Here is a 16,148-nt window from a genome sequence, read left to right on the forward strand (position 1 = left end):
CCGGCTCGGTCCCGGCGCGCTCGCAGAAACCGGCGCTGCGACCGCCCAGCCTTTGTGACCCCTGCCCTGGTCAGGGGGCCTACCCGGCTGGCAGGATCGCCCGCATGTCCAGATCGCTCCCCCGGATCGGCAGGCGTCGGGCCCTGCAGGGCGGCGCCGCCTCCCTCGTGGTCCTCGGCCTGCTGCTGTGGTGGCTGCGCCCCTGGGCGGAGGAGCCGCCGAGCGGGACCATCACGTTCAGCACGGGCACGCGCGCCGGGGTCTACCACGAGTACGGCAAGCTCCTGAGCGACGAGATCGACAAGGACATGCCCGACCTGAAGGTGCGGCTGCAGCCCAGTGCCGGTTCGCAGGAGAACGTCGCGGACGTGGCGACGGGCGACGCGGACTTCGCGATCGCCGCGGCCGACGCGGTCGCCACGTACAAACTCGGCAGGGGGCCCGGCGCCGATCGGCTGCGCGGTGTGGCCCGCCTGTACGACGACTACCTCCAGCTCGTCGTGCCGCCGGACTCGGACATCCGCTCCGTCGCGGACCTGCGGGGCAAGCGCGTGGCCATAGGGCTGCCCGACTCCGGGGTGCGGCTGATAGCCAACGGTGTGCTCAGGGCGGCCGGCATCGACCCGGAGAAGGACATCGAGCCCTCGTCGGACGGCATCGACACCGGACCCAAGCGGCTGGGCCACGGCCTGGACGCGTTCTTCTGGTCGGGCGGCCTGCCCACCGACGGGCTCAGCCGGCCGGCCAAGAAATCGGCGTCGGCCTTCCGGTTCGTGCCGATCGACGCCACGCTCGTAGCCAGACTGCACGACCAGGGCGGCGCCACGCGCTACTACCGGGCCACGAAGATGCCGGAATCGGCCTACCCCACCATCCAGCGCGGCAAGGCGGTACCGACGCTCGCGGTGTCCAACCTGCTGATCACGCGCAGCGACATGGACCCTCGGCTCACCGAGTGGCTGACCCGTACGGTGCTCGACAGCCGGGATCGCATCGGCGCGACCGTCCACTCCGCCCAGCTGGTCGACGTCCGCACGGCGATTTACACCGACCCTCTGAAACTGCACGTCGGCGCGCAGCGCTACTACCAGTCGGTCAAGCCGTAACGCCCGGGCAGACCGCGGACGCACGCCACGGCCGCCTTCCCGTCAGGCCGAGGGCGCCGACCTGGGTACCGCCACCGTCACCTTCAGTCCGTGCGGCTCATGGCGGTCGTACGCGATGGAACCGCCGCCCGCCGCGAGCAGCGCCCGCGAGATGGACAGCCCGAGGCCCGAGCCTTTGATGTTCTGGTGCCGGCCGCTGCGCCAGAAGCGGTCGCCGACGCGGGACAGCTCCTCCTCGGTGAGCCCCGGCCCCTGGTCGGTCACGACGATGGTGGAGGTGTCGCCGTTGGAGGCGACGGTCACCTCGACGGTCCGCTCCTCGGGCGTGAACTTCACCGCGTTGTCGATGACCGCGTCCAGCGCGCTGGACAACGCGACCGGGTCGGCCCATGCGGTCGTCGGCGGGCAGGCCCCCACCAGGCGCACGCCCTTGGCCTCGGCGGTCGGAGTCCAGGCCGCGAGGCGTTCGGCGGCGAGTTCACCGATGTCGGTGATCCGCAGATCCGTCTCGGTGTGCTCGGCCAGCGCCAGGTCGAGCAGGTCGTCCAGGACCTGCGCGAGACGCTTGCCCTCGGCCTGGACCGAGGCGATCTCCTGATTGCCCTCGGGCAGTTCGAACGAGAGCAGCTCGATGCGCAGCAGCAGAGCGGCGAGGGGGTTGCGCAGCTGGTGCGAGGCGTCGGCGACGAAAGCGCGCTGCTGCTCCAGCACGTCCTCGACGTTGTCCGCCATCTCGTTGAACGACCGGGCGAGCCGCCGGAGTTCCGGCGGCCCGCCGGCGGCGGCGACCCGGGACTTGAGCCGGCCGGTGGCGATGTCGTGGGTGGTGGCGTCCAGGACGCGCACGGGCTTGAGCACCCAGCCGGTCAGCCGCAGGGCGGCACCGACGGCCAGCAGCATCGCGGCGAACTCGCCCGCGCCGATGACCAGCCAGCCGTGCAGCGTGCGTGAGCGCAGCTGCCCCGTGGGCGAGTCGGTGACGACGACCGCGACGACGTCGCCGTCCCGGATGACCGGCGAGGCGACCACGAGGTTGCGGCGCTGCCAGGGCCACACCTGCTTCGGGTCGTGGCTGCGGCGGCTGAGCTTCGCCTCGTCGAAGGCGTCCCGCACCTCGCCCTCCTGGGGCAGCGACCACTCGGCGGGGGCATGGGCCATGGCACTGCCGGTGCGGTAGAAGACACCGGCCCGGATGCCGTACACCTCGTAGTAGCTGCGCAGCTCGCTGCTGAGGGTGGCCAGGCGCTCGTTCTCGAAGGCGCCGGTGGTCCCGTCGGGCGAGTCGGTGACGAACTGGGCGAGGGCGGCGAAGCGGGCCGTGTCGTCGATCCGGTCGACGACGACCTTCTGCTGCTGGGCGCCGGCGAGACTGACGGCGAGCGGGACGCCGAGCGCGAGCAGCACGGCCGCCATCAGGACGATGAGCAGCGGGAGCAGACGAGTGCGCACCCGACCCCGCTACCCGGCAGGCGCGACGAGCCGGTAACCGACTCCGCGGACGGTCTCGATGAGGGCCGGCATCCGGAGCTTGGCGCGCAGGGACGCGACGTGCACTTCCAGGGTGCGCCCGGTCCCCTCCCAACTGGTCTGCCACACCTCGCTGATGATCTGCTCCCGGCGGAAGACCACTCCGGGCCGCTGGGCGAGCAGGGCCAGCAGGTCGAACTCCTTGCGGGTCAGGCTGATCACCGACCCGTCCACACTGACCCTGCGCGTGGGCAGCTCGATGTGCACGGGGCCGAGCCGCAGCTCGGTCTCTATGCCGCTGGAGGTGTCCTCGTGGGAGGTGCGCCGGCTGACCGCGTGGATGCGGGCGAGCAGCTCCCCGGTGTCGTAGGGCTTCACCACGTAGTCGTCGGCGCCGAGGTTGAGGCCGTGGATGCGGGAACGCACGTCGGAGCGTGCGGTGACCATGATCACCGGGGTGCTGGTGCGCTTGCGGATCTTGCCGCAGACCTCGTATCCGTCCTGGTCGGGCAGGCCGAGGTCGAGGAGAACGACGCCGAAGCAGTCGCCCTCGGGGACGAGTGCCTGGAGGGCCTCCTCACCGCTGCGCGCGTGCGTGACGTCGAACCCGTGCCGTGCCAGAACCGCCGACAGGGCGGCGGCGACGTGGTTGTCGTCCTCGACGAGCAGCAGTCTCATCCGGTCCCCCTTCAGTTCACAGGCCGTACGCTCTAGATGTGTACTCGACGCGTGCACACGCGCGCGTGCATCCTGTGCAGTCACGCTGATGGATGAGGACGGCGTCAAGAGAGTTCCGGTTGCGGAGCCCTTCCGTTACCCGGCCGATATCAGCGCTGCTCACAAGTGCTACGACACGTGTCCGATTGCTATCGGATCGTGATGCTCAGATTCCCCTCAGATGTAATGACGCAGGTCGAAGAGGGTTACTACTGTCCTCCGAAACCGAGGAGGACGGAGCCTGAGAGCGATGACCGAAGTATCGGTGGCCAAGGAAGATGTGGCCGCGACCGGCGATCTGGTCGTCCTGAAGAGCGTCAACAAGCACTTCGGCGCGTTGCACGTACTCCAGGACATCGACCTGACGATCGCCCGCGGTGAAGTCGTCGTGGTCATCGGACCCTCCGGGTCCGGCAAGTCCACCCTGTGCCGCACCATCAACCGCCTGGAGACGATCGACTCCGGCTCGATCACGATCGACGGCAAGCCGCTGCCCGCCGAGGGCAAGGAACTGGCCCGGCTGCGGGCCGACGTCGGGATGGTCTTCCAGTCCTTCAACCTCTTCGCGCACAAGACCGTGCTCGAGAACGTGATGCTCGGCCAGATCAAGGTCCGCAAGAAGGACAAGAAGGCGGCCGAGGAGCGGGCCCGGGCCCTGCTCGACCGGGTCGGCGTGGGCGCGCAGGCCGAGAAGTACCCGGCTCAGCTCTCCGGCGGTCAGCAACAGCGCGTCGCCATCGCGCGGGCCCTGGCCATGGAGCCGAAGGTGATGCTCTTCGACGAGCCGACCTCCGCGCTCGACCCCGAGATGATCAACGAGGTGCTGGAGGTCATGCAGCAGCTCGCCCGCGACGGCATGACGATGATCGTCGTCACCCACGAGATGGGTTTCGCACGATCGGCTGCAAACCGCGTGGTGTTCATGGCGGACGGCCGAATCGTCGAGGAGGCTGCGCCCGACCAGTTCTTCAGCAACCCGCGCAGCGACCGTGCCAAGGACTTCCTTTCCAAGATCCTGCACCACTGACGGCGCGGGTCGCGTCCGACGCGCACACCGTGCCGTCCGCCCCTTGAGGGCCCGCATCTCTTCACCAGCCAAAGGATGTTCATCATGAAGCTCCGCAAGGTCACCGCCGCCTCGGCCACCGTCTTCGCTCTCGCCCTCACCGCCACCGCGTGCGGCGGCGACAACAGCACCGGCGGTGACTCCGGCTCCGACGGCGGCGGCAAGACGATCACGGTCGGCATCAAGTTCGACCAGCCCGGCCTCGGTCAGAAGACGCCGCAGGGTTACGCCGGCTTCGACGTCGACGTCGCCACGTACGTCGCGAAGAAGCTCGGTTACAACGCGGACCAGATCGAGTGGAAGGAAGCCAAGAGCGCCGACCGCGAGACCATGCTCCAGCGTGGTGACGTCGACTTCATCGCGGCGACCTACTCGATCACCCCCGAGCGCCAGCAGAAGGTCGACTTCGCCGGTCCTTACCTGCTGGCCCACCAGGATGTGCTGGTTCGTGCGGACGACAACAAGATCAAGTCCCCGAAGGACCTGAACAACGCCAAGCTCTGCTCGGTCACCGGCTCCACCTCGGCGCAGAACGTCAAGGACAAGCTGGCTCCCAAGGCGCAGCTCCAGCCGTACCCGACGTACTCCGCCTGTCTGCCCGGTCTGCAGAACGGTGCCGTCGACGCACTGACCACCGACGACTCGATCCTCGCCGGTTACGCCGCCCAGTCGCAGTTCAAGGGCAAGTTCAAGCTCGGTGGCTTCAAGCTGACGAACGAGAACTACGGCATCGGCGTCAAGAAGGGCAGCGAGCTCAAGGCCAAGATCAACAAGGCTCTTGAGGCCATGGTCGCCGACGGCGCCTGGCAGAAGGCCGTGGACAAGAACCTCGGCCCGGCCGACTACAAGAACGAGCCGGCGCCGAAGATCGGCGAGATCAAGAGCTGAGGCAGCGCCTGACAGGGTGCGCCGCCCACCGGAGGGGGCGGCGCACCGGCGTGGACATCCCTACACGCGGAAGCACGGGAGATCGTGTTCGACTTTCTTGAGGATTACGACCTGCTGGGAGCCTTCTGGACGACAGTGCAGCTCGCTGTGCTCTCCGCCGTCGGCTCCCTGATCTGGGGCACCCTGCTGGCCGCCATGCGCGTCGGCCCGGTGCCGCTGATGCGCGGTTTCGGGACCGCGTACGTGAACATCGTGCGTAACATCCCGCTGACCGTCATCATCCTGTTCACGTCGCTGGGCCTGAACCAGACGTTGGGGGTTTCCCTCGGCGCGAACGACGTCGAGACGATCAACTTCCGGCTCGCCGTGCTCGGCCTGATTCTCTACACCTCGTCCTTCGTCTGCGAGGCGCTGCGCTCCGGCATCAACACGGTGCCGGTCGGGCAGGCGGAGGCGGCCCGCGCGATCGGTCTCAACTTCCGCCAGGTGCTGGGACTCGTCGTGCTGCCGCAGGCGTTCCGGTCGTCCGTCGTCCCGCTCGCCAACGTGCTGATCGCCCTCATCAAGAACACCACGGTGGCCGCCGCCATCGGTGTCGCCGAAGCGGCGGTACTGATGAAGGAGATGATCGAGAACGAGGCGCAGCTGCTGCTGATCTCGGCGATCATCGCGTTCGGTTTCGTGGTCCTGACGCTGCCGACCGGCCTGATCCTCGGCTGGGTGGGCAAGAAGGTGGCGGTGAAGCGATGAGCTCCGTCCTGTACGACGCGCAGGGGCCTCGCGCCAAGCGTCGCAACATCGTCCTCACGGTGGTCTTCCTGGTCGCCGTCGCCGCTCTGCTGTGGTGGGTGATCGGGACCCTCAAGGACAAGGGCCAGCTGGAGTGGCCTCTGTGGGAGCCGTTCTTCCACACCGAGGCCTGGTCCACGTACATCTGGCCAGGTTTGCAGAACACCCTGAAGGCCGCCGCCCTCGCGGTGATCATCGCGATGCCGCTGGGCGCGGTCCTCGGCATCGCCCGCCTGTCGGACCACGTGTGGGTCAGGGTGCCCGCGGCGGTCGTGGTCGAGTTCTTCCGGTCCATCCCCGTGCTGGTCCTGATGATCTTCGGCCTCGCTCTCTTCGCCGAATACACCAACGTCACCTCCGACGACCGTCCGCTCTACGCGGTCGTCACCGGCCTGGTGCTGTACAACGCCTCCGTGCTCGCGGAGATCGTCCGGGCGGGCATTCTGTCCCTGCCCAAGGGCCAGTCCGAGGCGGCGATGGCGATCGGCCTGCGCAAGGGCCAGCTGATGCGCCTGATCCTGCTGCCGCAGGCCGTCACCGCGATGCTTCCGGCCATCGTCAGCCAGCTCGTCGTCATCGTGAAGGACACCGCGCTCGGCGGCGCCGTGCTCACCTACTCCGAGCTGCTCTCCGCGGCGAACACGATGAGCGGCTACTACGGCGCGAACATCATCGCCAGCTTCACGGTCGTGGCGCTCATCTTCATCGCGCTCAACTTCGCCCTCACCTCCTTCGCCAGCTGGCTGGAGCGCCGGCTGCGGCGCGCCAAGAAGTCGACGGGCGCGGTCGTGGGCGCGAACGAAGCGCAGATCGCCGGCACGACGGGAACCGGGGCCGGAGGCACCATGTGACACCCGGTCACCTCGCTTGACACACGCAGGGGCAGTGGCATGATCGCCACTGCCCCTGGTCACTTGACGCAAGCACCGGCAATGGGTTGCATACGTTCTGTGATCGTGCACCCTGCTCCAACTTCCTGTTCACCTACGTCTCTCAGGACACCACCGCGGGCAGGGGGCGCCACGCCGTGGACCCGGTGATCATCGTCGGAGCGGGGCCCGTCGGGCTCACGCTCGCCCTGGCGCTGGCGCGTCAGGAGGTGCCGTGCGTCGTCCTCGACGAGGGCCCGGGCAAGGACGAACCCCGCGCGGCGCGCACCGTCGTCCTGCGTGAGGACACCGCCGCGCTCATGGAACGGCTGACCGGCATGCCCCTCGCCCGGGCCGGTGCCCACTGGGCCGGATGGCGGTCGATGCGGCGCAAGCAGGTGATGCGCGAAGTGGTTTTCGACGACACCGAGCCCTCCCCCCTGCACATCGCCCAGCACGTGCTGACCGGCGCCCTGCGCGCGGCCCTCGCGGACGAACGGCTCGTCAACATCGCGGTGGACAGCCGCCTCGACACCCTCGAACAAGAGTCCTCGGGTGTCACGGCCCACACCCGCGGCCCCAAGGGCACCTGGTGGCGCGGCAGTTACCTGGTCGGCTGCGACGGCCCCCGCTCGACCGTGCGCAAGATCCAGGACATCCGCTTCCCGGGCCGTACGGCGGTGGAACGTCACGCCGTCGCCGCGCTCCGTACGGAGCTGCCCTGGTACGACGAGGCGTTGCTGCACCGCCTGCCTCCCTGGCGCATGTCCGGGCCCTCGGCCGGTGAGATCACCGCGCGTCCCCTGCCGGACGGCGTCTGGCGTCTGGACTGGCTCCTGCCTCCCGGCAAGGACCTGGTCACCCCCGAGCTGTTGCTCACCCGCATCCGGGAAACCCTGGCCGGCTGGGCGGGCGGCACGACCCCGCCGTACGAGCTGCTGGACACCGGAGTCCACACGGTCCACCACCGGCTGGCCCGCCGCTGGCGCGCCGACCGCGTGTTCCTCGCCGGTGACGCGGCCCATCTGCTCGGCGCGCTGGGCACGCACGGGCTGGACGAGGGCCTGCGGGACGCCGACAACCTCGCCTGGAAGCTTGCCCTGGCCTGGCACCACGGGCCGCACGAGGCACTTCTCGACAGCTACCAGACGGAACGCCGGGCGGTTGTCGCCGCCCGGCTCCGTGCCGCCGACCAGGCACTGCCGCTGCTGCGCGGCGGGGGCGGGCTGCGGGCCGTCGTCCCGGGCTCATCCCGGGGCCACGACACCCTGCTCACCGAGGGGCACCTGGGGCAGGGCCAGCTCGGCGCGCCGGGGGGGTACGCCGACTCGCCGCTCGCCCCTCCGCCTCTCGAAGGGCAGGTTCCGGTCGACACGCCACTGGGGGCACCGGTCACCGACGTACGGGTCACCGCGGAGGACGGCACTTTCGTGCGGCTGCGGGACCGGCTCGGCCGCGGTGCGCTGCTCGTGGTGCTGATCGCACCGGGCACCGGTGTCTGGGAGCGCAAGCACTGGGTCAGCGCGGGCATCATGCCGCAGCTCGCGGCGGCCGTCACGGCACTGCCGCACCCCGCGGAGCTTCTCGTCGCCGAGAGCTACCCGGGTGCGGCCGCGCACACGGTGCTTCTGGTGCGTCCCGACGGGCACCTCGTCACCGCGCTGGGCGGAGTGCGCCCGGCCGATCTGTACGCGGCTGCGGAGGCCACGGTGGGCGGACCGGTGAAGGCGCAGGCAGAAGCCGGTGCTTCGGCCGGTTCACGCTGAGGTCAGCTCGGGAATTCTGACCCGGGGTTCGGTCACATGGTTCATACCCATGGGGTTGGTCCCAGGGTTCGGACGCGCGCGAGATTCGGACCCGGTGTTCGGACCCGGGGCTGGGTCTCAGGGGTCGGAGCCGGGGGCTGGGTCTCAGGGGTCGGAGCCGGGGCTCTGTCCGGCGTGATGTGCTCACTGTCACAGCGCGTCCGCATGGTGACAGTGAGTTGACCCGCCCGGGCGGCCGTGGTGTACTCCGGTGCGTGACCGACACCTGTGTGCGCCTGTGGCGGAGGGTCCATATGGACCTCCTCCGCTACGCGGGCTGCGTGTGTCGCCCGTCCTGCTGATTTCGCATTCCGCTTCTTCTGTGCGCGGGCCGCGCTCTGTCGCGCCGGCTGCCGCGCCTCGCCCGCGAACCCTCATCAGGACCTTCAGGACGGCACCCGTGTCTGTTTCCCCTTCTGCCACCCCCTCTGTCTCCACCGGTCCGGCTCCCACCCAGGCCGACCTCTACGACTTCGTCCGGCGCACGGCCGCCGACGCCGAGCTGATCGACTCCCTGCCACTCGACCCGGAGGGCCGCACATGGGTGCGGCTGGACGGGCCCGGTGGCAGCGAGGCGTGGCTGATCGGCTGGCCGCCCGGCACGGGCACCGGCTGGCACGACCACGCCGACTCGGTCGGTGCCTTTCTGACCGCCTCCGGCGAGCTCAGGGAGAACTCGCTCGCGGCTCGGTTGCCCACCGACGGCTGGAAGACCCTGGAGCTCACCGACGACGTGGACCGGGAACGCCGGCTGGGGGCAGGCCAGGGTCGCGCCTTCGGCCGACACCACGTCCACGAGGTGCTCAACGAGTCCCCCGACCGGCACGCGATCTCCGTCCACGCCTACTATCCGCCTCTGCCGCAGATCCGCCGCTACAGCCGCAGCGGCCCCATCCTGCGACTCGAGCAGGTAGAGCGACCGGAGGACTGGCAGTGAGCGCCACACCCGGGACGAACCGAGAGACCCAACCGCCGGTCGGTATCGACGAGTTGCTGGACCGCGTCCGGGCGGGCTACGAGCGGATCGAACCGCAGGACGCGTACGAGGCCGCCCAGGCCGGCGATGCACTCCTGGTCGACATCCGCTACGCCGCCTTGCGGGATCGGGACGGCCTCATTCCCGGCGCTCTTGTCGTCGAGCGCAACGAACTGGAATGGCGCCTCGACCCCCAGGGCAGCCACCGCCTCCCCGAGGCCACGAGTCACGCCCTGCGCATCGTCGTGATCTGCAACGAGGGCTACGCGTCCAGCCTGGCGGCCCAGTCCTTGCAGCAACTGGGCCTGCACCGGGCCACGGACCTGGCCGGAGGCTTCCAGGCGTGGCGGGCGGCGGGGTTGCCGGTGGAGTGAGAGCGAGGGTTCGAGGGGATGTAGCGGCGGCAGTCGCTGCACGGGACCGTCGAACTGCTTCCGGGCCCAGACCTCACCCCGTCGGCGATACGCCCCTCAGAGCCCCTCGTCCCCGAGGAACTCCGTGTCCTCCCCCTCTTCCTCCAGCGCCTGCCGGACCACCCGAAGGGCCATGCCCTCGGGGTAGCCCTTGCGGGCGAGCATGCCCGCGAGGCGGCGGAGGCGTTTGTCCCGGTCGAGCCCGCGGGTGGAGCGGAGCTTGCGGGCGACGAGTTCGCGTGCGGTCTCCTCCTCCTGCTCGGAGTCGAGTCGGGAGACCGCCTCGTCGATCAGCGTGGAGTCGACGCCCTTGGTGCGCAGCTCCCGGGCGAGCGCGCGCCGGGCGAGCCCTCTGCCGTGGTGGCGGGACTCCACCCAGGCGTCCGCGAAGGCACTGTCGTTGATGAGGCCGACCTCTTCGAACCGTGAGAGGACCTCTTCGGCGGCGTCGTCCGGGATCTGCCTCTTGCGCAGGGCGTCGGCGAGTTGCTTACGGGTCCGTGGGGTCCCGGTGAGCAGGCGCAGGCAGATCGCCCGTGCCCGCTCGACCGGGTCCCCCTCGGGTGCCTCCTGCTCGGCCCTCGGCGAGGAGAGGGCACCTCCGTCCTCGGTATCGGCCGCCGCCTCACCGAAGCCACGCCGACGACGACCGCGTCTGCCGCGCGGCCCGCCGTCACGCGAGCCGCCTCCGGGTGGGCCGCCCCTGTGCAGCCCGGCGTCGCCCCCGTCCCCGTACAACCGGTCGGCCTCGGGTGGGGTGTCCCCGGAGCCGTCCGCCTCGTCCACGGTCGAGCCCGTGTCGCCTCCGGTGCCCCTCCCCCGTGGGGCACCGGAGGCGGCGTACTCGTACTCCGCCCAGTCGGTTCGCCGTGTCACAGGTCAGCTCTTGGCTGCGGCGGCCTTGGACTTGGCGGTCTTGGCCGGTGCCGGGGCCGGGACAGCCGGTGCCGCGTCGGCCGGTGCGGAGGCCACGGCGTCCGTACCCGGCTCGGCGGCCGGCTCCTCGGGGCGCACGCCGACGCCCAGCTTCTCCTTGATCTTCTTCTCGATCTCGTTGGCCAGGTCGGGGTTGTCCTTGAGGAAGTTGCGCGCGTTCTCCTTGCCCTGACCGAGCTGGTCGCCCTCGTACGTGTACCAGGCGCCGGCCTTGCGGACGAAGCCGTGCTCCACGCCCATGTCGATCAGGCCGCCCTCGCGGCTGATGCCCTGGCCGTAGAGGATGTCGAACTCGGCCTGCTTGAAGGGCGGCGCGACCTTGTTCTTGACGACCTTGCAGCGGGTGCGGTTGCCGACCGCCTCCGTGCCGTCCTTCAGGGTCTCGATGCGGCGGATGTCGATGCGCACCGAGGCGTAGAACTTCAGCGCCCGGCCACCGGTCGTGGTCTCGGGGGAGCCGAACATCACGCCGATCTTCTCGCGGAGCTGGTTGATGAAGATGGCGGTGGTCTTGGACTGGTTGAGCGCGCTGGTGATCTTCCGCAGGGCCTGGCTCATCAGGCGGGCCTGCAGACCGACGTGGCTGTCGCCCATCTCGCCCTCGATCTCCGCGCGCGGGACGAGCGCGGCGACGGAGTCGATGACGATGAGGTCGAGGGCACCGGAGCGGACCAGCATGTCCACGATCTCCAGGGCCTGCTCGCCGTTGTCCGGCTGGGAGAGGATGAGGTTGTCGATGTCGACGCCGAGCTTCTTCGCGTACTCGGGGTCGAGTGCGTGCTCCGCGTCGACGAAGGCGACCTGGCCTCCGGCCTTCTGCGCGTTCGCCACCGCGTGCAGGGTCAGGGTGGTCTTACCGGAGGATTCCGGTCCGTAGATCTCGACGACACGGCCGCGGGGCAGGCCGCCCACGCCGAGGGCCACGTCGAGGGCGGTGGATCCGGTCGAGATGACCTCGATGGGCTCCTTGGTCCGGTCGCCCATGCGCATGACCGCGCCCTTGCCGAATTGCCGTTCAATCTGTGCGAGCGCGGCATCCAGGGCCTTCTCGCGGTCGGTTCCTGCCATGGGTTCCACCCGATTTGCTTGAGTCGATCGCTTCACGTCAAAGACGCTAACGCCTGCCACTGACAACGCGCCCCGACGCACGTCCGGCCTGTGGATAACTCGGGCATTTCTCTACCCAAAGTACGCCGAAATGCCCTTCGTTGAGCCTCGCCGGTGCCTCCATGAGAATGTATGTTCGATTTTGGTGTCAAGCGCACCACGCGGCACATCCGAACCGGGTCGGCACCGTTCGTTCCATGTCCCGGCACGTGCTGTCGGCCTTCCCCCGAAGACCGCCCCCATGCCTCGGGCAGGCTGCCGCCCCCATCGTCGGCGCCCTGGTCAGATCGCCGGCGGCAGGGTCAGGAGGAATCCTGCCCGGGCCCCCGGCCCTCCGGCCGCCCCGGCTCGCGGCGCCGCTCCCACAGTCCCTTCGCCCGCGCGAGCAGGCCCGGTCCCTCACTCCGCCACCGGTGGCCGTGCACCCGGGGGTCGTCCGTGACGTCGTAGCGCTTCACGTACGCGCCGAGGAAGGCCTGGAGCGTGGCGATGGCGGGGATGGCGATCAGCGCGCCGACCGCGCCGAGGAGGGCGGTGCCGGCGATGACCGAACCGAAGGCGACGGCGGGGTGGATGTCGACGGTCTTGGAGGTCAGCTTGGGCTGCAGCACGTAGTTCTCGAACTGCTGGTAGATCACGACGAAGATCAGCACCCACAGCGCGTACCAGGGGTCCACCGTGAACGCGATCAGCATGGGCAGGGCACCCGCCAGGTAGGTGCCGATGGTGGGGATGAACTGCGAGACCAGCCCCACCCACACGGCGAGCACGGGCGCGTAGGGCACGTCCAGGGCCTGCAGCAGGACGAAGTGCGCCACGCCGGAGATCAGCGCCATCAGGCCGCGGGAGTAGATGTAGCCGCCGGTCTTGTTCACGGCGATCTCCCAGGCGCGCAGCACCTCCGCCTGGCGGGCGGGCGGCAGGACCGAGCAGATCGCGCGGCGCAGTCGCGGGCCGTCCGCGGCGAAGTAGAACGAGAACAGGGCGATCGTGAGCAGCTGGAAGAGACCGCCGATGACCTGGGCCGAGACGTCCAGGACGCCGGTGGCGCTGTTCTGGACGTAGTTGCGCAGCCAGTCGGAGCGGAGCAGGCCCTCCTGGATGTCGACGCGCTTCAGGTCGGTCTTGAAGTGCGTGTTGACCCAGTGGATGACGGAGTCGAGGTACTCGGGGAAGCCCTCGATCAGCTTGATGATCTGGTCCGCGAGGACGGAACCGAGCAGGGTGACGAACCCTGCCGAGACGATCATCACGGCAATGAAGACGATGAACGCGGCGAGCCCCCTGCGCAGGCCGCGCGAGGCCATCCAGCTCACCGCGGGCTCTATGGCGAGCGCCAGGAAGAACGCGATGAGGATGTTGACCAGCAGACCGGTGAGCTGGTGGAAGGCCCAGCTGCCCAGCTGGAAAGCCGCGACGAGGGTGAGCGCGAGCACCATGGCGCGGGGCAGCCAGCGCGGCATGCGGCCGTTCGCCCCGGCCCCGCCGACCGGGGGCCGGACAGGCGGCGTCGTACCGGAAGCTGAGGACTGCGGGGCTGCCTGCCCGGTCTCGTCAGTGGGTGCCACGGTCCAAGTCTCGCCCACGCCGCCGACAGCCGTCTGCCCGGCTGCGATCTTCGTGACCGGTCGGCCTCGTCCGGGACGGGCCCGCCGGGCCGGCGGGTGCTCCCCCGGACCGGCCGCCCGGCCCTACCGGTGGCTTCCGAGGCTCACCGGCCATGTCCGCCAGCGGCTTCCGGGGCGCACCGGCGACGGTCAGCGCCTCTCCCGGGGCACGTCCATCACCGAGCAGACCACCTGCCAGACCTCCTTGGCGTCCCAGCCGGCCGCCAGCGCCTCGTGCACCGTGCGCCCGCCGAGCTCGGACATCACGTGGTCGCGCGCGAACGTTTCGGCGTAACCAGGACCGAAGTGCTCCGCCATTCGCTGCCAGAAGACCGTCAACCGCATGACTCCAGTATCCCGCCCCTGGGGGTGGGCCTGAGCCGGGACCGCCTGCCGGCGCCGCTTCGCGCCCTACGGTCTGACCCATGGCCGAAACAGGAGCTACCGAACTCCCCCCGACGCCCCCGCCGCACAGCCCCGTCACGCGCGCGGAGCGTTTCGTCTGGCTCACCGCGCGCGTGCTCGAGCAGCGCCGCTTCGCCCACCACTTCCGGGGCGCCGCCGCGGATCCGGTGGAGACCGCCCTGGACGCCTACCGCAACGAGGACGGCGGGTACGGCCACGCGCTGGAGCCCGATCTGCGCGGCCCGGTCAGCCAGCCGCTGCACACCGCGCACGCGCTGCGTGTACTGGACGCGGTCGGGCGGTGCGCCGGTCAGCGGGTGGAACGCATGTGCCGCTACCTGACGTCCGTCTCGACCGCGGACGGCGCCCTCCCGGCGATCCACCCCAGCCAGCGCGGTTACCCCACGGCCCCCTTCGTGAGGGTGGTGGACGACCCGCCCAGCGACCTGCTGGCCACCGGGCCGGTGGTGGGTCTGCTGCACCGCAACGAGGTGTGGCACGCCTGGCTCTTCCGGGCCACGGACTTCTGCTGGCGGGCGGTCGAGTCCCTGGAGACGTCGCACCCGTACGAGATCGAGGCCGCCGTGGCCTTCCTGGACTCCGCCCCGGAACGCCCGCGCGCGCAGGCGGCCGCCGACCGTCTCGGCCGCCTCGTGCGCAAGCACCGCCTAGCGGCCCTGGACCCCGGCGACCTGGACGCCTACCCCGTCTCTCCCGGCTACGCCCCGGGGGAGCACCATTTCCCGTACGACTACGCGCGGACCCCGCGCTCGCTCGCGCGCGCGTGGTTCACCGACGACGAGATGGCCCGGTCCCTGGACCACCTCGCGGCGCAGCAGCAGGAGGACGGCGGCTGGCCCGTCCGGTGGCGTCACTGGGCCCCGGCTCCCGCCCTGGAGGCCCGCCCGCTCGTGACGATCGAGGCCCTGCGGATACTCAGCGCGTACGGCCGCCTCATCGACTGATCACCCCGCTCCCATGGCCCGCACTCCTGCGGTCACCAGTACGGCCGCGGCGACGACGAGGAGGAACGGGGCGCGCAGCACCAGCGCCACGGCTGCGGCGGCGAGTCCGGCGGCCCTCGCGTCCAGCACCAGCGTCTGCCCGTCGGCGAAGGTCTGCTGGGCGGTGAGGGCCGCCAGCAACGCGACGGGCAGCAGGGCTGCGAGACGCTTGACGAGGGGCCGCTCCAAGGCTCCCGCGGGCACGAGGAGGCCCACCAGCTTGACGGCGTAGCATCCGAGGGCGGTCGCCCCGATCGCGATCCAGACGTTCACTCCGCTGCCCCCTGCACCTTGCGTCGGCCGTCCGCCCACAGCACCAACGGCGCCGCCAGCGCGGCCACCAGCACCGGCACTCCGGCGGGCAACAGCGGCAGCAGCCCGAGCCCCAGCAGCACGGCGAGCCCGGCGACGGCCCGCTCGGTGCCGGTCTTCAGCATCGGCGCGAGCAGCGCCAGGAACACCGCGGGCCCGGCGGCGTCCAGTCCCCACGCGTCGGTGTCGCCGATCGCCTCGGCGCCGAGGGCGCCGAGCAGCGTGGTGAGGTTCCACAGGATGTAGAGGCTCAGCCCGGTCACGACGAACCCCAGCCGCGCGGCACGCCGGGTGGGCTGGGCGAGCGTGACGGCGGCCGTCTCGTCGATCACCCACTGGGCGGCGAACGGCCGCACCACGCGCGGGAGGGCCAGCAACTGCGACAGACGCAAGCCGTAGAAGGCGTTTCGCACGCCCAGGAAGAAGGCGCCGGCGGCCGCCGTGAACGGGCTGCCCCCGGCCGCGAGGGCCCCCACGAGGGCGAACTGGGAGGCCCCGGTGAACACCAGAAGACTGAGCGCGCACGTCTGGAGCAGCGTGAGTCCGCTGCCGGCCGATGTCACGCCGAAGGCGAAGCCGGACAGCCCGACGGCCACCCCGACCCCGAGGGCGTCGCGTACGACGGCGCGGTCCGTCTTCCCACCGATGTCTGCTTCTTCGAGAGCTGTTCGATCTGCCACG

18 protein-coding genes are annotated in these 16,148 nt (G+C 70.4%); 10 read left to right on the plus strand and 8 right to left on the minus strand.

Annotated features, from left to right (window positions below):
• Positions 1-104 precede the first annotated feature (104 nt).
• Positions 105-1,106, plus strand: coding sequence for a TAXI family TRAP transporter solute-binding subunit (locus AB0B29_RS16945; protein ID WP_362239878.1), 1,002 nt, complete (start codon positions 105-107; stop codon positions 1,104-1,106).
• Positions 1,107-1,148: 42 nt separating this feature from the next.
• On the opposite strand, the gene AB0B29_RS16950 is transcribed toward AB0B29_RS16945, so the two are convergent.
• Both AB0B29_RS16950 and AB0B29_RS16955 read right to left on the minus strand, forming a co-directional pair.
• On the minus strand, positions 1,149-2,555 hold the full coding sequence (locus AB0B29_RS16950; protein ID WP_362239881.1) for a sensor histidine kinase: 1,407 nt from the start codon (positions 2,553-2,555) through the stop codon (positions 1,149-1,151).
• Positions 2,556-2,564: 9 nt separating this feature from the next.
• Complete coding sequence (locus tag AB0B29_RS16955; RefSeq protein ID WP_053671050.1) at positions 2,565-3,251, minus strand: response regulator transcription factor; 687 nt, start codon at positions 3,249-3,251, stop codon at positions 2,565-2,567.
• A gap of 289 nt (positions 3,252-3,540) precedes the next feature.
• On the opposite strand from AB0B29_RS16955, the gene AB0B29_RS16960 reads away from it, so the two are divergent.
• The 8 genes from AB0B29_RS16960 to AB0B29_RS16995 all read left to right on the plus strand — a co-directional run bounded on the left by AB0B29_RS16960 (position 3,541) and on the right by AB0B29_RS16995 (position 10,057).
• Positions 3,541-4,317, plus strand: a complete 777-nt coding sequence (locus tag AB0B29_RS16960) for an amino acid ABC transporter ATP-binding protein (protein ID WP_362239884.1) — start codon at positions 3,541-3,543, stop codon at positions 4,315-4,317.
• Positions 4,318-4,401: 84 nt separating this feature from the next.
• The gene (locus tag AB0B29_RS16965; RefSeq protein ID WP_362239887.1) at positions 4,402-5,244 is read left to right on the plus strand and encodes a glutamate ABC transporter substrate-binding protein; all 843 of its coding nucleotides are present in this window, start codon (positions 4,402-4,404) and stop codon (positions 5,242-5,244) included.
• Positions 5,245-5,328: 84 nt separating this feature from the next.
• On the plus strand, positions 5,329-5,994 hold the full coding sequence (locus AB0B29_RS16970; protein WP_362239889.1) for an amino acid ABC transporter permease: 666 nt from the start codon (positions 5,329-5,331) through the stop codon (positions 5,992-5,994).
• Positions 5,991-6,884 (plus strand): amino acid ABC transporter permease, encoded by an 894-nt coding sequence (locus AB0B29_RS16975; RefSeq protein ID WP_362239891.1) that lies wholly within the window; start codon positions 5,991-5,993, stop codon positions 6,882-6,884. The genes AB0B29_RS16970 and AB0B29_RS16975 overlap by 4 nt, the downstream gene beginning before the upstream one ends.
• Before the next feature lie 176 nt (positions 6,885-7,060).
• Positions 7,061-8,668 (plus strand): FAD-dependent monooxygenase, encoded by a 1,608-nt coding sequence (locus AB0B29_RS16980; RefSeq protein ID WP_362239893.1) that lies wholly within the window; start codon positions 7,061-7,063, stop codon positions 8,666-8,668.
• A gap of 269 nt (positions 8,669-8,937) precedes the next feature.
• Complete coding sequence (locus AB0B29_RS16985) at positions 8,938-9,009, plus strand: putative leader peptide (RefSeq protein WP_310851512.1); 72 nt, start codon at positions 8,938-8,940, stop codon at positions 9,007-9,009.
• Between the two features lie 98 nt (positions 9,010-9,107).
• Positions 9,108-9,644 (plus strand): cysteine dioxygenase, encoded by a 537-nt coding sequence (locus AB0B29_RS16990; protein WP_362239896.1) that lies wholly within the window; start codon positions 9,108-9,110, stop codon positions 9,642-9,644.
• On the plus strand, positions 9,641-10,057 hold the full coding sequence (locus tag AB0B29_RS16995) for a rhodanese-like domain-containing protein (RefSeq protein ID WP_362239898.1): 417 nt from the start codon (positions 9,641-9,643) through the stop codon (positions 10,055-10,057). Before AB0B29_RS16990 ends, AB0B29_RS16995 begins: the two co-directional genes overlap by 4 nt.
• 96 nt (positions 10,058-10,153) lie before the next feature.
• Here the strand turns inward: AB0B29_RS16995 and recX are convergent, their stop codons facing one another.
• The 4 genes from recX to AB0B29_RS17015 all read right to left on the minus strand — a co-directional run bounded on the left by recX (position 10,154) and on the right by AB0B29_RS17015 (position 14,091).
• Positions 10,154-10,972 (minus strand): recombination regulator RecX, encoded by an 819-nt coding sequence (gene recX / locus AB0B29_RS17000; protein ID WP_362239900.1) that lies wholly within the window; start codon positions 10,970-10,972, stop codon positions 10,154-10,156.
• Positions 10,973-10,975: 3 nt separating this feature from the next.
• Positions 10,976-12,100 (minus strand): recombinase RecA, encoded by a 1,125-nt coding sequence (gene recA, locus AB0B29_RS17005; protein WP_362239902.1) that lies wholly within the window; start codon positions 12,098-12,100, stop codon positions 10,976-10,978.
• 341 nt (positions 12,101-12,441) lie between these two features.
• Entirely contained in the window at positions 12,442-13,707 is a 1,266-nt protein-coding gene (locus tag AB0B29_RS17010) for an AI-2E family transporter (protein WP_362239905.1), read from the minus strand.
• A 189-nt stretch (positions 13,708-13,896) separates the two neighbouring features.
• Positions 13,897-14,091 carry a DUF3046 domain-containing protein gene (locus tag AB0B29_RS17015; protein WP_053671060.1) on the minus strand — a complete coding sequence of 65 codons (195 nt, stop codon included), beginning with the start codon at positions 14,089-14,091 and terminating at the stop codon, positions 13,897-13,899.
• Positions 14,092-14,171: 80 nt separating this feature from the next.
• On the opposite strand from AB0B29_RS17015, the gene AB0B29_RS17020 reads away from it, so the two are divergent.
• Positions 14,172-15,116, plus strand: a complete 945-nt coding sequence (locus AB0B29_RS17020) for a hypothetical protein (RefSeq protein WP_362239908.1) — start codon at positions 14,172-14,174, stop codon at positions 15,114-15,116.
• Here the strand turns inward: AB0B29_RS17020 and AB0B29_RS17025 are convergent, their stop codons facing one another.
• Positions 15,117-15,428 carry an AzlD domain-containing protein gene (locus AB0B29_RS17025; RefSeq protein WP_362239910.1) on the minus strand — a complete coding sequence of 104 codons (312 nt, stop codon included), beginning with the start codon at positions 15,426-15,428 and terminating at the stop codon, positions 15,117-15,119.
• The gene (locus tag AB0B29_RS17030; protein WP_362239913.1) at positions 15,425-16,147 is read right to left on the minus strand and encodes an AzlC family ABC transporter permease; all 723 of its coding nucleotides are present in this window, start codon (positions 16,145-16,147) and stop codon (positions 15,425-15,427) included. Before AB0B29_RS17030 ends, AB0B29_RS17025 begins: the two co-directional genes overlap by 4 nt.
• Position 16,148 lies beyond the last annotated feature (1 nt).

It is taken from the genome of Streptomyces tibetensis, from assembly GCF_040647715.1.
Classification (GTDB): Bacteria; Actinomycetota; Actinomycetes; order Streptomycetales; family Streptomycetaceae; genus Streptomyces; species Streptomyces tibetensis_A.

What these genes read in the sequence shown, in the direction of transcription:
- AB0B29_RS16945 (WP_362239878.1), top strand. Translation starts at nt 105, where the DNA reads ATGTCCAGATCGCTCCCCCGGATCGGCAGGCGTCGGGCCCTGCAGGGC.
- AB0B29_RS16955 (WP_053671050.1), bottom strand. Translation starts at nt 3,251, where the DNA reads ATGAGACTGCTGCTCGTCGAGGACGACAACCACGTCGCCGCCGCCCTG.
- AB0B29_RS16960 (WP_362239884.1), top strand. Translation starts at nt 3,541, where the DNA reads ATGACCGAAGTATCGGTGGCCAAGGAAGATGTGGCCGCGACCGGCGAT.
- AB0B29_RS16965 (WP_362239887.1), top strand. Translation starts at nt 4,402, where the DNA reads ATGAAGCTCCGCAAGGTCACCGCCGCCTCGGCCACCGTCTTCGCTCTC.
- AB0B29_RS16975 (WP_362239891.1), top strand. Translation starts at nt 5,991, where the DNA reads ATGAGCTCCGTCCTGTACGACGCGCAGGGGCCTCGCGCCAAGCGTCGC.
- recA (WP_362239902.1), bottom strand. Translation starts at nt 12,100, where the DNA reads ATGGCAGGAACCGACCGCGAGAAGGCCCTGGATGCCGCGCTCGCACAG.
- AB0B29_RS17015 (WP_053671060.1), bottom strand. Translation starts at nt 14,091, where the DNA reads ATGCGGTTGACGGTCTTCTGGCAGCGAATGGCGGAGCACTTCGGTCCT.
- AB0B29_RS17020 (WP_362239908.1), top strand. Translation starts at nt 14,172, where the DNA reads ATGGCCGAAACAGGAGCTACCGAACTCCCCCCGACGCCCCCGCCGCAC.